Source organism: Streptomyces sp. NBC_00523 (genome assembly GCF_036346615.1).
Lineage (GTDB): Bacteria > Actinomycetota > Actinomycetes > Streptomycetales > Streptomycetaceae > Streptomyces.
In genome coordinates, this window is record NZ_CP107836.1 from 2,452,984 (window position 1) to 2,470,262 (window position 17,279).

At 73.5% G+C, this 17,279-nt stretch carries 13 protein-coding genes; 10 read left to right on the plus strand and 3 right to left on the minus strand.

The features are described from left to right. Positions 1–20 precede the first annotated feature (20 nt). Both malQ and OHS17_RS11090 read right to left on the minus strand, forming a co-directional pair. Positions 21–2,174 carry a 4-alpha-glucanotransferase gene (malQ, locus tag OHS17_RS11085; protein WP_330312021.1) on the minus strand — a complete coding sequence of 718 codons (2,154 nt, stop codon included), beginning with the start codon at positions 2,172–2,174 and terminating at the stop codon, positions 21–23. After that, positions 2,175–2,441, minus strand: a complete 267-nt coding sequence (locus tag OHS17_RS11090; RefSeq protein ID WP_018106041.1) for a hypothetical protein — start codon at positions 2,439–2,441, stop codon at positions 2,175–2,177. Positions 2,442–2,755: 314 nt separating this feature from the next. On the opposite strand from OHS17_RS11090, the gene OHS17_RS11095 reads away from it, so the two are divergent. Further along, positions 2,756–5,758: a beta-N-acetylglucosaminidase domain-containing protein gene (locus tag OHS17_RS11095; protein ID WP_330312022.1), complete on the plus strand. Its 3,003-nt coding sequence runs from the start codon at positions 2,756–2,758 to the stop codon at positions 5,756–5,758. Between the two features lie 66 nt (positions 5,759–5,824). Here OHS17_RS11095 and OHS17_RS11100 read toward each other — a convergent pair whose 3' ends face one another. Beyond that, positions 5,825–6,361: an HNH endonuclease gene (locus tag OHS17_RS11100; RefSeq protein ID WP_330312023.1), complete on the minus strand. Its 537-nt coding sequence runs from the start codon at positions 6,359–6,361 to the stop codon at positions 5,825–5,827. A gap of 193 nt (positions 6,362–6,554) precedes the next feature. On the opposite strand from OHS17_RS11100, the gene OHS17_RS11105 reads away from it, so the two are divergent. The 9 genes from OHS17_RS11105 (at position 6,555) to OHS17_RS11145 (ending at position 17,256) form a co-directional block, all read left to right on the plus strand. Further along, positions 6,555–7,610: a mechanosensitive ion channel family protein gene (locus tag OHS17_RS11105; protein ID WP_330312024.1), complete on the plus strand. Its 1,056-nt coding sequence runs from the start codon at positions 6,555–6,557 to the stop codon at positions 7,608–7,610. A gap of 126 nt (positions 7,611–7,736) precedes the next feature. Next, positions 7,737–8,954: an ROK family transcriptional regulator gene (locus OHS17_RS11110; RefSeq protein WP_330312025.1), complete on the plus strand. Its 1,218-nt coding sequence runs from the start codon at positions 7,737–7,739 to the stop codon at positions 8,952–8,954. Between the two features lie 61 nt (positions 8,955–9,015). Continuing rightward, positions 9,016–10,353: an ABC transporter substrate-binding protein gene (locus OHS17_RS11115; protein WP_330312026.1), complete on the plus strand. Its 1,338-nt coding sequence runs from the start codon at positions 9,016–9,018 to the stop codon at positions 10,351–10,353. Positions 10,354–10,363: 10 nt separating this feature from the next. Further along, entirely contained in the window at positions 10,364–11,305 is a 942-nt protein-coding gene (locus tag OHS17_RS11120; protein WP_330312027.1) for a carbohydrate ABC transporter permease, read from the plus strand. A 1-nt stretch (position 11,306) separates the two neighbouring features. After that, a complete protein-coding gene (locus OHS17_RS11125; RefSeq protein WP_073863541.1) occupies positions 11,307–12,209 on the plus strand; it encodes a carbohydrate ABC transporter permease in 903 nt (300 codons plus the stop codon). A 3-nt stretch (positions 12,210–12,212) separates the two neighbouring features. Next, positions 12,213–13,478, plus strand: coding sequence for a 6-phospho-beta-glucosidase (locus OHS17_RS11130; protein ID WP_330312028.1), 1,266 nt, complete (start codon positions 12,213–12,215; stop codon positions 13,476–13,478). Beyond that, entirely contained in the window at positions 13,469–14,443 is a 975-nt protein-coding gene (locus OHS17_RS11135) for an N-acetylglucosamine kinase (RefSeq protein ID WP_330312029.1), read from the plus strand. The genes OHS17_RS11130 and OHS17_RS11135 overlap by 10 nt, the downstream gene beginning before the upstream one ends. 321 nt (positions 14,444–14,764) lie before the next feature. Next, on the plus strand, positions 14,765–16,189 hold the full coding sequence (locus OHS17_RS11140; RefSeq protein WP_383168134.1) for a hypothetical protein: 1,425 nt from the start codon (positions 14,765–14,767) through the stop codon (positions 16,187–16,189). A 95-nt stretch (positions 16,190–16,284) separates the two neighbouring features. Beyond that, on the plus strand, positions 16,285–17,256 hold the full coding sequence (locus OHS17_RS11145; protein WP_330315222.1) for a glutamate ABC transporter substrate-binding protein: 972 nt from the start codon (positions 16,285–16,287) through the stop codon (positions 17,254–17,256). Positions 17,257–17,279: the final 23 nt, after the last annotated feature.

Sequence of the window (17,279 nt, forward strand, 5' to 3'; positions counted from 1 at the left end):
GGTGCCGTACGGGGTCCGGCTCACGGCAGGCGGCCCTCCAGGGGCTCCTGCGGGGCGCGCAGAACGTCCATCAGGCGGTGCAGCCGGGGCGAGGCGGCCAGTTGCTCCAGGGTGACCGGGACGCCCTCCGCGTCGGCGACGGGCAGCCGCCAGTTGGGGTACTGGTCCCAGGTGCCCGGGAGGTTCTGCGGGCGGCGGTCGCCGACGGTGTCGGGCAGCCAGATCCCGGTCATCCGGGCGGGGGTGCGCAGCAGGAAGCGGTGGACGGCCTGGACGGCCGCCTCCTCGTCCCCGCCGCCGGGGAGCGCTCCGGCCGCGGGGAGCGCGGCGCCCTCGGGGAGCAGCCCGAGCCGGGTGAGCAGGGCCAGCCACTCGGCCGTGTCCGCGCCGTCCTCCCTCAGCTCCTCGTCCAGGGGGCGGGTGAGCAGGCCGAGGCGGTGGCGGAGCGTCACATGGTCGCCGGTCAGCCGGGCAGCCGTGGAGGGCAGGTCGTGGGTGGTCGCGGTGGCCAGGCAGTCCCGGCGCCACCGCTCGGGGGCCAGGGGGCGCCCGTCGCCCGGCCAGTCCCGCTCGAACCAGAGCACCGAGGTGCCGAGGACGCCGCGCCGGGCCAGCGCCTCGCGGACGCCGGGCTCGACCGTGCCCAGGTCCTCGCCCACGACGACGGTGCCGGCCCGGTGCGCCTCCAGGACCAGGACGGCGAGCATCGCCTCCGCGTCGTGCGCGACGTAGGTGCCCTCGGTGGGCGGGCGGCCCTCGGGCACCCACCAGAGCCGGAAGAGCCCCATCACGTGGTCGATGCGCAGGGCGCCCGCGTGGGCGAGGAGGCCGCGCAGCAGGCCGCGGAACGGGGCGTAGCCGGAGGCGGCGAGGGCGTCCGGGCGCCAGGGCGGCAGGCCCCAGTCCTGGCCGCGCGCGTTGAACGCGTCCGGGGGCGCGCCGACGGACATGCCGTGGGCGAAGGCGTCCTGCTGGGCCCAGGTGTCGGCACCGCCGGGGTGCACGCCGACCGCGAGGTCGTGGACGACGCCGACGGGCATCCCGGCCTCCCGGGCGGCGCGCTGGGCGTCGGCGAGCTGGGTGGCGGTCAGCCAGGCGAGCCGGCAGTGGTGGTCGACCCGGTCCAGCAGCTCGGCCCGGGCGCGGGCGGTGGCGTCGGAGCGGGGGTCGCGCAGCTCCTCGGGCCAGCCGTGCCAGTCGGGGCCGTGCACCTCGGCGAGCGCGCACCACAGGGCGTGGTCCTCCAGGGCGCGGCCCCGGTCGGCGAGGAAGTCGCAGTACTCGGCGTGCCGGCCGGGGGTGAGGGGGACCGCGAGGACCAGGTCGAGGGCCTGCCGCTTGAGGGCCCAGACGGCGTCCCGGTCGATGAGGGCGCCCTTGTCCAGGACGGCTTCCCGCAGCTCGGCGCCCTTGCGGCGGAGCGCGTCCAGCGCGACCGGGTCGGTCACCTGCCCGTACTCCGGGACGGACTCGACGCGCAGGTGCACGGGGTCGGGGAAGCGCCGGGAGGACGGGCGGTAGGGCGAGGGGTCGGTGGGGTCGCCGGGCACCGCCGCGTGCAGCGGGTTGACCTGGACGAACCCGGCGCCGAGGCGGCGGCCGGACCAGGACGCGAGGTCGGCGAGGTCACCGAGGTCGCCCATGCCCCAGGAGCGGGCGGAGAGCAGGGAGTAGAGCTGGACGAGGAAGCCGTGGGTGCGGGCGGGCGGCTGCGGCACCCGGGCCGGGGCGACGACGAGCGTGCAGTCCTGCGGCTCGCGGCCCGGGGCGCGGGCGGTGAGCCGGTGCACCCCGAGCGGGGGTTCGGCCCACCAGGCGCTGCCCGGTCCGGCCGGATCAGGCCCCCCGGAGGGCACCCGCATCCGGGCCGGCTCCGCCTCCTCGGCGCCCTCCTCCAGCCGGACGGTCAGCTCCGTGCCGGGCGGCAGTCCGGTCAGCGCGGGCGGCAGCGGTTCACCGGACCACACCACCAGCGTGTCCGGGAACAGCCGGGTGCGGGCGGCCGACTCGGCGGCGGCGAGGGCGTCGCGTACCGCCTCGGGCGTCGTGGCGTCCACGCCGAGCGCGCCGAGCACGGCGACGACCGTGGCCTCGGGGACGGGCCCGGTGACGCCGGCGGACGGGGAGAAGGAGGTGGCGACGCCGTGCAGTGCGGCGAGCCGGGACAAGCCCATTCAGACTCCTGGGGACTCCGTGCCCCATGCGCAGCCGGACGCGGCCGGTTCGCTGGTCAGCGGGGCGAGGACGGCGAGCGGCGGCTCGCTGGTCAGGGGGGTGGCCTCGGCGAGCGGGGGCTCGCTGGTCAGGGGTATGGCGTCGGCGAGCGGTGCTTCGCTCGTGAGCGGGCCGGGCACGGTGGCGGGGCAGGCGCTGATCAGCGGGGCGGGACCGGATGCCTGTTTGGAGAGGGCGGAGAGCGGGCGCTGCGCGATGGCGGGCATGGTGGCCTCCTGGCCGTGGAGAACAGGACAGTGACGGCCTACCCAGCGGACGCCGCCGCAGACGTAGGCGTTACGACAACGAGTTCAACGTGCTCCGGGTCACATTCCGTTCCCGGAGAGCCGGTTGCCCGCAAGACGTTCGCCTTTTTCGGCCATTCGGCGCTGTCTTTCGCGTATCGCCCCGCCGCACGCGCCCCGTTCATCACATCGGTCACATCAGGGCATTTCCGTACCGAACGCCTCGCGCATTGACACCCTCGCGCGCGGGGTGGTGGGCTCGGAGGCCATCGGCCGGGGCGAGGGGAGAGACAGGGATGCGGCTCAGTGGGAGGACGCGGGCGACGGCCGTCGCCGTGGCCGTGCTCGGCGGGCTGCTCGCCACCGGGGCCCCGGCCGCGCTCGCCGCTCCCCCGGACCCGGCGTCCAGGTCAGCGGCGGACCGGAGCCGTGCGGCGGACTCCGCGCTCCCCGCCGTGTGGCCGCGCCCGCAGAGCATGGCGGCGGCCGGGCCGGCCGTCGCCCTGGGCCGCGAGGTCACCCTGATCGCGGACCCGGCGGCCGATCCGTACGCCGTGAAGGCGCTGCGCGCGGTCCTGGCGGACGCCGGGGTGCGCACGGTCCACGAGGCGCTGCCGGGCGCCGGTCCGGTCCTGCGGCTGGGCGGCGACGGGGCGGCGGACGCGCTGCGCGGCCTGGGCGCCCCGGACCGCGCGGATCTCCCGGCGGGCGGTTACCGGCTGGCGGCCGGGCGGGTCGCGAAGCGGGACACGGTGGCGGTCGAGGGCGTCGGCGAGGACGGGCTGTTCCACGCGGTGCAGACGCTGCGCCGGCTGGTCCGGGGCGGGAAGGTCGCCGGGGTCACCGTCCGGGACTGGCCGGCCACCGCCGTACGCGGACTGACCGAGGGGTTCTACGGGCAGCCGTGGAGCCAGGAGGACCGGCTCGCGCAGCTCGGCTTCCTGGGACGCACCAAGCAGAACCGCTATCTGTACGCGGCGGGCGACGACCCGTACCGCCAGGCCCGCTGGCGCGACCCGTACCCGGCGGCGCGCAAGGCGGACTTCCGGGCGCTGGCGGAGCGGGCCGGAGCCGAGCACGTGACGCTCGGCTGGGCGGTGGCGCCGGGTCAGGCCATGTGCCTGTCGTCGGACCGCGACCTCAAGGCGCTGAACCGCAAGATCGACGCGATGTGGGACCTGGGGGTGCGGGTCTTCCAGGTGCAGTTCCAGGACGTCAGCTACAGCGAGTGGCACTGCGCCGCCGACGCGGACACCTTCGGCAGCGGCCCCGCGGCGGCGGCCCGCGCGCAGGCCCGCGTCGTGAACGGCGTGGCCCGGCACCTGGCCCAGCGCCACCCGGACGCCCTGCCGCTGTCGGTGATGCCGACCGAGTACTACCAGGACGGCACGACGGCGTACCGCACGGCGCTGGCCCGGGAGCTGGCGGACGGGGTCGAGGTCGCCTGGACGGGCGTCGGCGTCGTGCCGAGGACCATCACCGGCGGGGAACTGGCCGGGGCGCGCGCCGCGTTCCGGCACCCGCTGGTGACCATGGACAACTACCCGGTCAACGACTACGCGCAGGACCGGATCTTCCTCGGCCCGTACACCGGCCGGGACCCGGCGGTGGCGTCCGGTTCGGCGGCGCTGCTGGCCAACGCGATGGAGCAGCCCGCCGCCTCCCGCATCCCGCTCTTCACGGCCGCCGACTTCGCGTGGAACCCGAGGGGCTACGACTCCGCGAAGTCCTGGGAGGCCGCGATCGACGACCTCGCGGGCGGCGACGGCCGGAGCGGCGGTGCGCTGCGGGCGCTCGCGGGCAACAGCGCGGGCTCCGTGCTCGGCTCCACCGAGTCCGCGTATCTGCGGCCGCTGATCGCCGCGTTCCGCGAGGCGTACGCGGACGGCGACGGCAGGGCGCTCGACGCGGCGGCGGACCGGCTGCGGGACGCGTTCGGCGAGATGCGGGCGGCCCCGGCGCGGCTCGCGGGCGTCGCCGGGGGCCGGCTCGGGGCCGAGGTCCGCCCGTGGAGCGCGCAGCTGTCCCGCTACGGCCACGCGGGCGAGCTGGCCGTGGACCTGCTGTGCGCTCAGGCCCGGGGCGACGGGGCCGCCGCCTGGCGGGCGTCCCTGGCGCTGGACCAGGTCCGGAAGGACATCGCGGCAGGCGGCGCGAAGGTCGGCGAGGGCGTGCTCGACCCGTTCCTCGACGGGGTCCGCGAGGAGGCCCGCTCCTGGACCGGCAGGGACCGGCCGGGCGGCAAGGTGTCGAAGGCGCCGGGCAGCTATACGGTGCGGCTCGACCGGGCCCGCCCGCTGGAGGCGGTCACCGCGACGACCGTGCCGGACGACGGGGCGGCGGTGGGCGCGACGGTCCAGGCGCATGTGCCCGGCGAGGGGTGGCGCGCGCTCGGCCCGCTGTCGGCGGGCGGGTGGACCCAGGCGGCGGGCGAGGGGGTGCGGGCCGACGCGGTCCGGATCAGCTGGCCGGCCGCGACCCCGCTGGCGGCCGGGGCCCCGCCCCTGATCATCCCGCCGCTGGCCGGGGCGTCCGTCCGCGCGGGGACCGCCCCGGATGTGCGCTCCCTGGTGCCCTGGTTCGGCGACGAGCCGGCCGCCCGGCTGGACCTGGCGCGCGGCGAGACGGACGCGGTCATCGGCGGCGGGCCGCAGGAGGTCCGGGCCCGGCTGTCCGGCCGCCGCCCGGCCGAGGTGCGCGGCCGGCTGACCGCGAAGGCCCCCGCGGGCATCGAGGTCCGGGTGCCGAAGCGTACGACCGTGCCGCGCGGGACGCGGACCGAGGTCCCGGTGGAGATCACGGTCCCCGAGGACACCCCGGCCGGCGAGTACGAGGTGCCGTTCACCTTCGGGGACGAGCGGACCACGCTGACCGTGCGGGCCTACCCGCGCACCGCCGGGCCCGACCTGCTGCGCGGGGCCACCGCCTCCTCGTCGGGCGACGAGACCGCCGACTTCCCGGCGGCCGCCGCGTCCGACGGCGATCCGGAGACCCGATGGTCCTCCCCGGCGGAGGACGGGTCGTGGTGGCAGGCGGAACTGCCCGCCCCGGTCCGCCTCGGCAAGCTGGAGCTGCGCTGGCAGGACGCGTACGCCTCGCGCTACCGCGTCCAGGTCTCCTCGGACGGCCGCACCTGGCGCACCGCCGCGACCGTCCGCGAGGGCGAGGGCGGCCGCGAGTCGGTGCGGATGGACGCGAAGGACACCCGGTTCGTGCGCGTGGTGGGCGACGAGCGGGCCACGAAGTACGGGATCTCGCTCTGGTCGGCCGCGGCGTACGCGGTGGCGGAGGACGGCTGAGGGGCGGGGCCGGGCGCGCCTGGATCCCGGTGCGGCGGACCGCCCCGGAAACAGACAGGCCCGGTCTCAGGCTGAGATGCCGTCGATCCGGGCCATCGCGTCGTCCGCGCCGAACGGTTGCAGATAGGGCAGCCAGCGCGGGTCGCGGTGCCCCGTGCCGATGATCCGCCAGGCCAGTCCGGTCGGCGGGGCGGGCTGCTGGTGCAGCCGCCAGCCGAGCTCGGGCAGATGGCGGTCGGCCTTGACGTGGTTGCAGCGGCGGCAGGCCGCCACCACGTTGTCCCAGGCGTGTTGGCCGCCACGGCTGCGCGGGATGACGTGGTCGACGCTGGTCGCGGCGGCCCCGCAGTACATGCAGCGCCCGCCGTCCCTGGCGAACAGGGCCCGCCGGGTCAGCGGCACCGGACCCCGGTAGGGGACGCGGACGAACCGCTTGAGCCGGACGACGCTGGGGGCCGGGACGACCCGGGTTTCGCTGTGCATGAGGGCGCCGGACTCCTCAAGACAGATGGCCTTGTTCTCGAGGACGAGGACGAGTGCGCGGCGGAGCGGTACGACGCCGAGCGGCTCGTACGACGCGTTGAGAACCAGGACATGCGGCACGTATGCCTCCTTGTACGCCGGCGGCGCGTGGCTCGCGCCGGGACGATCTCCGCTCCCAGTCTCCCCTCACGCCTGGTCGGAGCGCCACCACGTACGGGTAACGGGCCGGAAGGAATTTTTCCCGCACGGGTCCCCCGTTAGTGTGGTTGTTCAGCGCTCTTCCGCTCAGCGCCCGCCCCCTGGAGGTCTCGCCGTGTCCCTGTCCGCCCTGTTGGCCGCAGCCCCGTCACCCGAGCCGGGCGGCTCGCTGGACGAAGCCGCGAAGCAGGCGGGAGACGCCGCGGGCTGGGTGGAGGAGAACTGGTCCACCTGGCTGAACACGGGGCTGCGGATCGTCCTCATCGCGGCCGTCGCGATCGTTCTGCGCCATCTGGTCCGCCGCGCCCTGAGCAAGTTCATCGAACGGATGAACCGCAGCGCGCAGGCCGTCCAGGGCACCGCGCTGGGCAGTCTCCTGGTCAACGCGGAGCGCCGCCGCCAGCGGTCGGAGGCGATCGGCTCGGTGCTCCGTTCGGTCGCCTCGTTCCTGATTCTGGGCACCGCGGCGCTGATGATCCTGGGCGCGTTCCAGATCAATCTGGCCCCGTTGCTCGCCTCCGCCGGGGTCGCCGGCGTCGCGCTCGGCTTCGGCGCCCGCAACCTGGTCACCGACTTCCTGTCCGGGGTCTTCATGATCCTGGAGGACCAGTACGGGGTCGGCGACCAGATCGACGCGGGCGTCGCCTCCGGCGAGGTCATCGAGGTGGGCCTGCGCGTCACCAAGCTGCGCGGTGAGAACGGCGCGATCTGGTACGTCCGCAACGGCGAGGTCAAGCGGATCGGCAACCTCAGCCAGGGCTGGTCCACGGCGGGCGTCGACGTCCAGGTCCGCCCGACGGAGGACCTGGAGAAGATCCGCGCGGTGATCACCGAGGCCGCCCAGGAGATGGCCAAGGAGGATCCCTGGACCGAGCGGCTGTGGGGCCCGGTGGAGATCCTGGGCCTGGACACGGTGCTGCTGGACTCGATGACGGTCCGGGTGAGCGCGAAGACCATGCCGGGCGAGGCGGCCGGTGTGGAGCGCGAGCTGCGCTGGCGCATCAAGGTGGCCCTGGACACGGCGGGCATCAGCATGGTGACCGGCACCCCGGAGGAGGCCGCGGAGGGCGCCGACCCCACGGCCGGGATGGCCGCCCCGTCCGCGTACGCCTCGGCGACCTCCCCGCAGTCGCTCGCCACGACCCCGATCCCGCCGAGCACCACGAAGTAGCCCGCCCGGCCCGGTAACGCTTTGGTTGCCACCGGGGGTCAGGTCATTGACGCCCCGGTGGCCCGGGCCCTACCTTCCTCTCACCGAATAGGAAACTTTCCTAACAGAGGGGCAGGTGCCACGCTCATGGCCGGAAACACGCCGGGCACACCCAGCGTCCTGCGCGCCATGAACGACCGTGCCGCTCTGGATCTGCTCCTGGAGCACGGTCCCCTGTCGCGGACCCGGATCGGGAAGCTCACCGGGCTCTCCAAGCCCACCGCCTCCCAGCTGCTGGCCCGCCTCGAAGCCGCCGGGCTCGTCGTCGCCACCGGCACCGCCGCCGGGCGCCCCGGCCCCAACGCCCAGCTGTACGCGGTCAACGCCTCGGCCGCCCATGTCGCCGGGCTCGATGTGAACGCCCACCGGATCGTCGCCGCCGTCGCCGATGTGACCGGCGAGACGGTCGGGGAGTTCGAGCTGCGGACCCCCGGGCGGCGCGCCGACAGCGTGGTGCGCGAGGTGACCGAGGCGCTGGACGGCGCGGTCGCGGCCGCCGGGCTGACCCGGGCCGCCGTGCACCGGGTGGTCATCGGCACCCCGGGCGCCTTCGACCCGAACACGGGCCGGCTGCGGTACGCCTCGCACCTGCCGGGCTGGCACTCCACCACGCTGCTCGACGAGCTGGCGGCGGTGCTGCCGATGCCCGTCGAGTACGAGAACGACGTCAACCTCGTCGCGGTGGCCGAGCAGCGGAGCGGGGCGGCCCGGGGCCACGACGACTTCGTGCTCCTGTGGAACGAGGAGGGCCTGGGCGCCGCCCTCGTCATCAACGGCCGGCTGCACCGGGGCTTCACCGGGGGCGCCGGCGAGGTCGGCTTCCTGCCGGTGCCGGGGGCGCCGCTGGTCCGCCAGGTCACCAAGGCCAACGCGGGCGGCTTCCAGGAGCTGGCGGGCGCCCAGGTGCTGGCGCGGCTGGCCCGGGAGCTGGGCATCGAGGACGCGCCGGGCTCCGGCACCCATCACGAGGTCGGCGCCGAGCTGGTGGGCCGGGCCGCCGAGGCCGCGGAGCGGGGCGAGGCGGGGCCGTACACCGCGCTGCTCGACCGGTTCGCCACCGGCCTCGCGACCGGCCTGGCCTCCCTGGTCGCCGTCCTCGACCCCGAGATCGTCGTGCTCTCCGGCGAGCTGTTCGCGCGCGGCGGGGAGCAGCTGCGCGCCCGGGTCGCGGCCGAGCTGGCCGAGCTCGCCGCGTCCAGGCCCCGGCTGCTCGCCGGGGACGTCACCCGACGGCCCGTTCTGCGCGGCGCGCTGGAGAGCGCGCTGGCCACCACCCGCGACGAAGTGTTCGACACCTCACGCTGACCTCTCTCACCTTCCTTCCGTCCGTCCCTTGCTGCCCACCGCTTCACCGGGAGACACCACCATGTCCGGAAACCGCCGGAAGCCGGCCGTCGCGCTCGCCGCGACCGCCGCGATAGCCCTGTTCGCCTCCGCCTGTACCGGGCAGAGCAGCTCCGGGGCCAACGATGACGCGTCCAAGGAGACGACCATCACGTTCTGGCACGGCTGGAGCGCGCCGGGCGAGGTGAAGGGCATCGAGGCCACGATCGCCGCCTTCGAGAAGGCCCACCCCAACATCCACGTGAAGGTCGTCGGCAACATGACCGACGACAAGATCAACCAGGCGCTGCGCGCCGGCGGGTCGAAGGCGCCGGACGTGGTCTCCTCGTTCACCACGAACAACGTGGGCAAGTTCTGCTCCTCGAAGGCGTTCGTGGACCTCAACCCGTTCCTGAAGAAGGACGGCATCGACCCCGAGTCCACCTTCCCGAAGGCGATGAACGAGTACACCCAGTACGACGGGGTGCGCTGCACGGTCCCGCTGCTGGGTGACGCGTACGGGCTCTACTACAACAAGGACGCGTTCAAGAAGGCCGGGATCGCGAACCCGCCGAAGACCTGGTCCGAGTTCGCGGCCGACGCCAAGAAGCTGACGAAGACCAAGGGCGACTCGTACGAGCAGCTGGGCTTCATGCCGAACTACCACGGCTACGAGTCGACCACCGAGCACTACCTCGGCGCCTGGAACCCCACCTACTTCGACGCGGACGGCAAGTCCAACATCGCGAAGGACCCGGCGTTCGCCGCGCTGCTCACCAACCAGAAGAAGCTGGTCGACTCGCTCGGCGGCTACGCGAAACTGGAGAAGTTCCGTACCGGCTTCGGAGACGAGTGGGGCGCCAAGCACCCGTTCCACACCGGCCAGGTCGCCATGCAGCTGGACGGCGAGTGGCGGCTCGGCATGGCCGAGGACACCAAGCCGGGCTTCGAGATCGGGGTGGCCCCGATGCCCGTCGCGGACGACGAGGCCGACACGTACGGCAAGGGCTATCTGACCGGCACCATCGCGGGCATCGCCGCCACGTCCAGCAAGCAGAACGCGGCCTGGGAATTGGTCAAGTTCATGACGACCGACACCGACGCGGTGGTGAACTTCGCCAACGCCATCCACAACGTGCCCTCCACGCTGGAGGCGCTGAAGTCGCCGAAGCTGAAGTACGACCCGCGCTTCAAGGTCTTCCTGGACATCGCGGCCAACCCGAAGTCGACCACCACCCCGCCCTCGGTGAACGGCGGCGCGTACCTGACCTCCCTGCAGAACCTCGGCTTCGACGTCGAGAAGGGCAAGCAGAAGGACGTCCGGGCGGGGCTGGAGAAGACCGCGAAGGAAATCGACGCGGCGATCGCCCAGGCGAAGTAGAGCCGACGCGATGAGCACGTACACACTCCGTTCGAAGCGCCGCAGGTCGGCGCTTCGGACGGCGGCCTTCATGTCGCCCTGGCTGATCGGGTTCTGCGTCTTCTTCGCCTACCCGCTGATCTCCACGGTCTACTTCTCCTTCACCAGCTACGACGGCTTCTCCGCCCCCGAGTTCAGCGGCTTCAAGAACTGGTCGTACGTCTTCACCGACTACCCGCTGTTCTGGCCGGCGCTGCGCAACACCCTGTGGCTGGTCATCGTCATGGTGGCCTGCCGGGTGGTCTTCGGACTCGGTGTCGGGATGCTGATCACCAAGATCAAGACGGGGGCGGGCGTCTTCCGGACGCTGTTCTACCTGCCCTATCTGGCGCCGCCGGTCGCCGCCACGCTGGGCTTCGTCTTCCTGCTCAACCCCGGCACCGGACCGGTCAACTCAATCCTCGGCGACCTGGGGATGGGCACGCCCGGCTGGTTCACCGACGCCACCTGGTCCAAGCCCGCGCTGACCGCGCTCGCGGTGTGGGGGGTGGGCGACCTGATGGTGATCTTCATGGCCGCGCTGCTCGACGTACCGAAGGAGCAGTACGAGGCGGCGGAGCTGGACGGGGCGACCGCGTACCACCGGTTCCGGTACGTCACGCTGCCGAACATCTCGCCGATCATCATGTTCGCCGTGGTCACCGGCATCATCCAGACGATGCAGTACTACACCCAGCCGCTGGTGGCCGGGAAGGTCGCGTCCGGGGTCATGGGCGGTTCGGGCCAGCAGTTCGAACCCGGCTATCCCGACAAGTCGACACTGACGCTTCCGCAGCTGGTCTACAACCTCGGCTTCCAGCGCTTCGACTACGGCTCCGCCTGTGTGGTCGCGCTCGTTCTCTTCGTCCTCGCCATGGCGTTCACCGCACTGCTGATGCGGCGCCGCAGCGGACTGATCCAGGCAGGTGAGTGACATGGCGCAGGTTCTCGACCACCCGAAGGCCGCCGGACCGGTGAGTGACCCCGTCACCCCGGCCCAGCGCGTCGCGCGCCGCAAGGCGCTGCTGAACTGGATCGCCGTGCACGCGCTCGGCGTGGCGGCGGCGCTCTTCTTCGTGCTGCCGTTCGTCTTCCTCGTGCTCACCTCGCTGATGAGCGACCAGCAGACCCTCACCCGGGACCTGTGGCCGCACCCCTTCGAGTGGGCCAACTACAAGCGGGTGTTCGACACTCCGGGCTTCCTGACCTGGTGGCGGAACACCCTGCTGTACGCGGGAGCCGGCACCGTCCTCACGGTGGTGTCCTCGCTGCCCGTGGCGTACGCGCTCGCCAAGTTCCGCTTCCGCGGCCGGCATCTGTCGCTGATGCTCGTCATCTCGATGATGATGCTGCCGCCGCAGGTCGTGGTCATCCCGATGTACCTGTTCTGGGCCAAGCAGCTGGACCTGTCCGGCACGCTCTGGCCGCTGATCATCCCGATGGCCTTCGGCGACGCGTTCTCCATCTTCCTGCTGCGGCAGTTCCTGCTGACCATCCCCGACGAGTACCTCGACGCGGCGAAGGTCGACGGCTGCGGCGAACTGCGCGCCCTGCTGCGCGTGGTGGTGCCGATGGCCAAGCCGGGGATCGCCGCCGTCGCCCTCTTCCAGTTCTTCTACGCCTGGAACGACTACTTCGGCCCGCAGATCTACGCCTCCGAGAACCCGGGTGCCTGGACGCTGAGTTACGGACTGGAGTCCTTCAAGGGCGCACACCACACCGACTGGAACCTGACCATGGCCGCGACCGTTCTGGTCATGGCCCCTGTGATCGTCGTCTTCTTCTTCGCACAGAAGGCTTTTGTCGAGGGCGTCACACTGACCGGAGTAAAGGGCTGAACCATGAAGCTCGCTGTAGTGGGTGGCGGGTCCACCTACACCCCCGAACTGATCGACGGATTCGCCCGGCTGCGTGACACGCTGCCGGTCGAAGAGCTGGTCCTCGTCGACCCGGCCGCCGACCGGCTCGACCTCGTGGGCGGCCTCGCCCGGCGGATCTTCGCCAAACAGGGCCACCCGGGCCGCATCGTCACCACCTCGGACGTCGACGCGGGCGTCGCCGGAGCGGACGCCGTCCTGCTCCAGCTGCGCGTCGGCGGCCAGGCCGCCCGCAACCAGGACGAGACCTGGCCCCTGGAGTGCGGCTGCATCGGCCAGGAGACCACCGGGGCCGGCGGCCTCGCCAAGGCCCTGCGCACCGTCCCGGTCGTCCTGGACATCGCCGAACGGGTCCGGCGCACCAACCCGGACGCCTGGATCATCGACTTCACCAACCCGGTCGGCATCGTCACCCGCGCCCTCCTCCAGGCCGGGCACAAGGCGGTCGGCCTGTGCAACGTGGCCATCGGCTTCCAGCGCAAGTTCGCCCGGCTGCTCGACGTGGCCCCCGGCGAGGTGCACCTCGACCACGTCGGGCTGAACCACCTCACCTGGGAGACCGGGGTCCGCCTCGGCGGCCCGCAGGGCGAGGACGTGCTGCCCCGGCTGATCGCCGAGCACGGCGACGCCATCGCGGACGACCTGCACATGCCGCGCGCGATCGTGGACCGGCTCGGCGTCGTCCCCTCGTACTACCTGCGGTACTTCTACGCGCACGACGAGGTCGTCCGCGAGCTCGGCACCAAGCCCTCCCGGGCCGCCGAGGTCGCCGCCATGGAGAAGGAGCTCCTGGCGATGTACGGCGACCCGGCGCTCGACGAGAAGCCCGCGCTGCTCGCCAAGCGCGGCGGCGCCTTCTACTCGGAGGCGGCCGTGGACCTGGCGGCGGCCCTCCTGGGCGGCGGCGGCTCGGCGCACCAGGTGGTCAACACGTACAACAACGGCACCCTGCCGTTCCTCCCGGACGACGCGGTGATCGAGGTCCAGGCGAAGGTCGACGGCTCGGGCGCCACGCCGCTCGCCGTGCCCGCCCTGGACCCGCTGTACGCGGGGCTCATCGCCAACGTCACGGCGTACGAGGACCTCGCCCTGGAGGCCGCGCTGCACGGCGGCCGGGACCGGGTGTTCAAGGCGCTGCTCGCGCACCCCCTGATCGGCCAGTTCGCGTACGCCGAGGCGCTGACCGACAAGCTGATCGCGCACAACCGGGAGCACCTCGCGTGGGCGTGAACGGTTACGTCCTCGCGATCGACGCGGGGAACAGCAAGACCGATGTGGCCCTCATCGGTGCGGACGGCACGGTGCTGTCCACGGCCAGGGGCGGCGGGTTCCAGCCGCCGCTGGCCGGAGTGGAGACGGCCGTCGACGTGCTCGGCGCGGCGGTGGAGCGGGCGTTCACCGAGGCCGGGGCGGACGCCGGGCAGGTCGCCCACGTGTCCGCCTGCCTCGCCAACGCGGACCTGCCGGTCGAGGAGGAGCAGCTGACGGTGGCGCTGGCCGCGCGCGGCTGGGGCCGGACCGTCGAGGTGCGCAACGACACCTTCGCGATCCTGCGGGCCGGGGTGGACGAGCCGCTCGGCGTGGCCGTGGTCTGCGGCGCGGGCATCAACTGCGTCGGCATGGTCCCGGACGGCCGCACCGCCCGCTTCCCGGCGATCGGGCGGATCTCCGGTGACTGGGGCGGCGGTTCGGGCCTGTCCGAGGAGGCGCTGTGGTTCGCCGCGCGCGCCGAGGACGGCCGGGGCGAGCCGACCGAGCTGGCCCGGACGCTCCCCGCGCACTTCGGGCTCGACTCGATGTACGCGCTGATCGAGGCGCTGCACCTGGGCCGCATCGCACCGGAGCGCCGCCACGAGCTGGCCCCGGTGCTCTTCGCGACGGGCGCCGCCGGCGACCCGGTGGCGCGGGCCCTGGTGGACCGGCTGGCCGAGGAGGTCGTGGCGCTGGCCTCGGTCGCGCTGACCCGCCTCGGGCTGCTGGACGAGGAGGCGCCGGTGCTGCTCGGCGGCAGCGTTCTGGCGGCGCGCCATCCGCAGCTGGACGACCGCGTCCGCGAACTCCTCGCGGCGCGGGCCCCGAAGGCCGTGGTGCGCGTGGTGCAGGAGTCGCCGGTCCTCGGCGCCGGGCTCCTGGGCCTGGACCACACGGGAGCGGCGCCCGGGGTGTACGCGCGGCTGCGGGCGCAGTACGCCTGACCACCGGGCCGTCAGGGGCGTCCCGTAGCCTGCGGGTTGCGGGGCGCCTTTCGCGTGAGGGAACCGATCGCGCGTCCCAGTCGTGTTGTTGATGGGGAGGACGGTCCGGAGGGGGATCGTGCCGTTCGCCTTGATCAACGGCGCCGGTCTTGATCGAATGCGGTTGACCGCGGCCGGTCACCGCCGGCCGCCGCGTGGTCCGGTGCCCGATCCAGGCGTTCTGGATGTGGGTACCGGTCCCTGAGGCCATACTTCTGGCCGGGCACCAGTCCCCCGATCGGCCGGGGGCGGGCCGCCGTCAGTGACCGAGGGGGAGGTCGAGTGACACACCCGCCGAGTGCGCGTGAGGCGCTGCAACGCGCGCTGGGACAGCCGCCTGCGCCGGAGGCCGCGCCCGCGCCCGTGCCGGCGCCCGCGCCCGTTCCGCAGCAGCCGAGCACCCGGGCCGCCGTCGTGGGGCGGCTGCGTGCCGCCGCGACCACCGAACCGGGCCGGCTGCGCATCATCGGGGCCGTCCTGGCGTTCCTGGTCCTCGTGTTCGGGGCGGTGACGGCGGTCGAGATCAACGACCGGGCCGCCTCCGCCGACGACGTGGTGGAGCGCAGCCAGCCGCTCAGCGCGGACGCGGCGGGCATCTACCGCTCGCTCGCGGACGCGGACGCGGCGGCGGCGAGCGGCTTCCTGGCCGGGCCGCAGGAGCCGCGCGCGGTGCACGACCAGTACGTGAAAGACATCGAGGAGGCGTCCCGGCTGCTGGTGAAGGCCGCGGCGAACACCGACGCGGCCACCGCGTCCGGCCGCGAGATCACCACGCTCAACGAAGGACTCCCCCGCTACACGGGCCTGATCGAGCGCGCCCGCGCCAACAACCGCCAGGGGCTTCCGCTGGGCGGCGCCTATCTGCGGTACGCGAACCAGGCCATGTCCGGCGAGCTGCTGCCGGCCGCCGAGCGGCTGTACGCGGCGGAGACCGGCCGGCTCGGCGAGGACCAGAGCTCGGCCCGGAGCCGGCCGCTCTTCTCGCTCGTCGCCGGGGTCGTCGCGCTGGCCGTGCTGGTCTGGGCGCAGCGCCGCAACTACCGCCGGACGAACCGGGTGTTCAACCACGGTCTGCTGGCCGCGACGGCCGCGACGGTGGTGCTGCTGCTGTGGCTCGCGGTCGGGCACACGGTGGCCAGGTCCGGCCTGGCCGAGGCCGATTCGCACGGGCAGCGGCCCATGGACGTGCTCAACCGGGCGCGCATCGACTCGCTGAAGGCGCGCGCCGACGAGAACCTGACGGTGGTCGCCCGGGGCGCGGTGCTCACCGCGGACGGCAAGAACGACAAGTACGAGACCGACTACACGGCGGGCATGAAGGCGCTCGGCGGCGAGCTGGCCGCGGCGGCGAAGCTGGCCGACGACACCGGCGACGGCGAGGGCGGCAAGCCCGTCGCCGCGGCGGCCGAGGCGGTCAAGGAGTGGCAGGGCCGCCACCGTACGGCCCGCACGACCGACGACGCCGGGGACTACGAATCGGCCCTGGAGCAGATCATCGGCCAGGAGAACTCGACCGGCGAGTCCTTCAAGAAGGTGGACGACGCGCTGCGCGACGCCCTGGCGCACGAGCAGGACGACTTCACCCGGGCCGCGCGGGACGGCCGCGGCGCCCTGGGCGGCCTGCCGGCCGGCGCGGTGATCCTGGCCGTGCTGGGCGCGGTCGCGGGGATCGTCGGCGTCAACCGCAGGCTCTCGGAGTTCCGGTGACAGGGGGAGCGATGACAGCGAAGGACCCGAGGACGGGCCTTTCCGGACACGGACGTCCACTGCACCGGCTGCGCGGCTGGGGCGGGGTGACCGCGATGGCCGCCGCCTGCGCGCTGACCGCGGCGCTGACCCTGCTGCCCCTCTCCCACCCGGGCGACGACGTGTTCGGCCCCCAGGTGACGGGGCCCGGCGCGGCGCACGCCCTCCAGGCGAAGGCCGACGGCTGCACGGACCCGGAGGCGAGCCTCCGGCCGGGCAAGGCGGACGGGGACGCGGTCCGCAAGATCAAGGAGCGCGGCAAGCTCATCGCGGGCGTCGACCAGAACAGCTTCCAGTGGGGCTTCCGCAATCCGGAGACCGGGGACCTCGAAGGCTTCGACATCGACCTGGTCCGGGCCCTAGCCAAGGACATCCTCGGTGACGGCGACAAGGTGATCTTCCGGGCCATCCCGACCAACCAGCGCATCGCCGCGCTGGAGAACGACAAGGTCGACGTGGTCGTGCGGACGATGACGGTCAACTGCGCCCGGCTGAAGCAGGTCTCGTTCTCCACGGCCTACTTCCAGGCCGGACAGCAGGTCCTCGCCGCGAAGGAGGACCACTCCATCACCGGTTTCAACTCCACGCTGGCCGGCAAGCGCATCTGCACCGCCGAGGGTTCGACGGCGTACGAGGCGCTGGAGAAGGAGTCGTTCGGCTCGGTCTTCAAGGACGAGCACGACGGCACCCCGGCCGACGAGGACCGGCTGACCGTCCCCAACCAGCTGGACTGCCTGGTACGGCTCCAGCTGGGCGAGGTCGACGCGGTCGTCACGGACAACGCGCTGGCCGCGGGCCAGGCCGCGCAGGACCCGGCGGTCGAGCTCAAGGGTGACCCGTTCACCACCGAGTACTACGGCGTGGCCACGAAGAAGGGCGCGGACGACCTGGTGTCCCGGGTCAACAAGGTCCTGGTCGACTACCGGGCCGGCGGCGCGGACAGCCTCTGGATGAAGTCGTACCGCGCCTGGCTCCAGGACGGCCTGCCGGGGGTCCAGGCCCCGCCGGAGCCGAAGTACCGGGACTAGCGCGGCCCCGCCCGGCGGGCGGC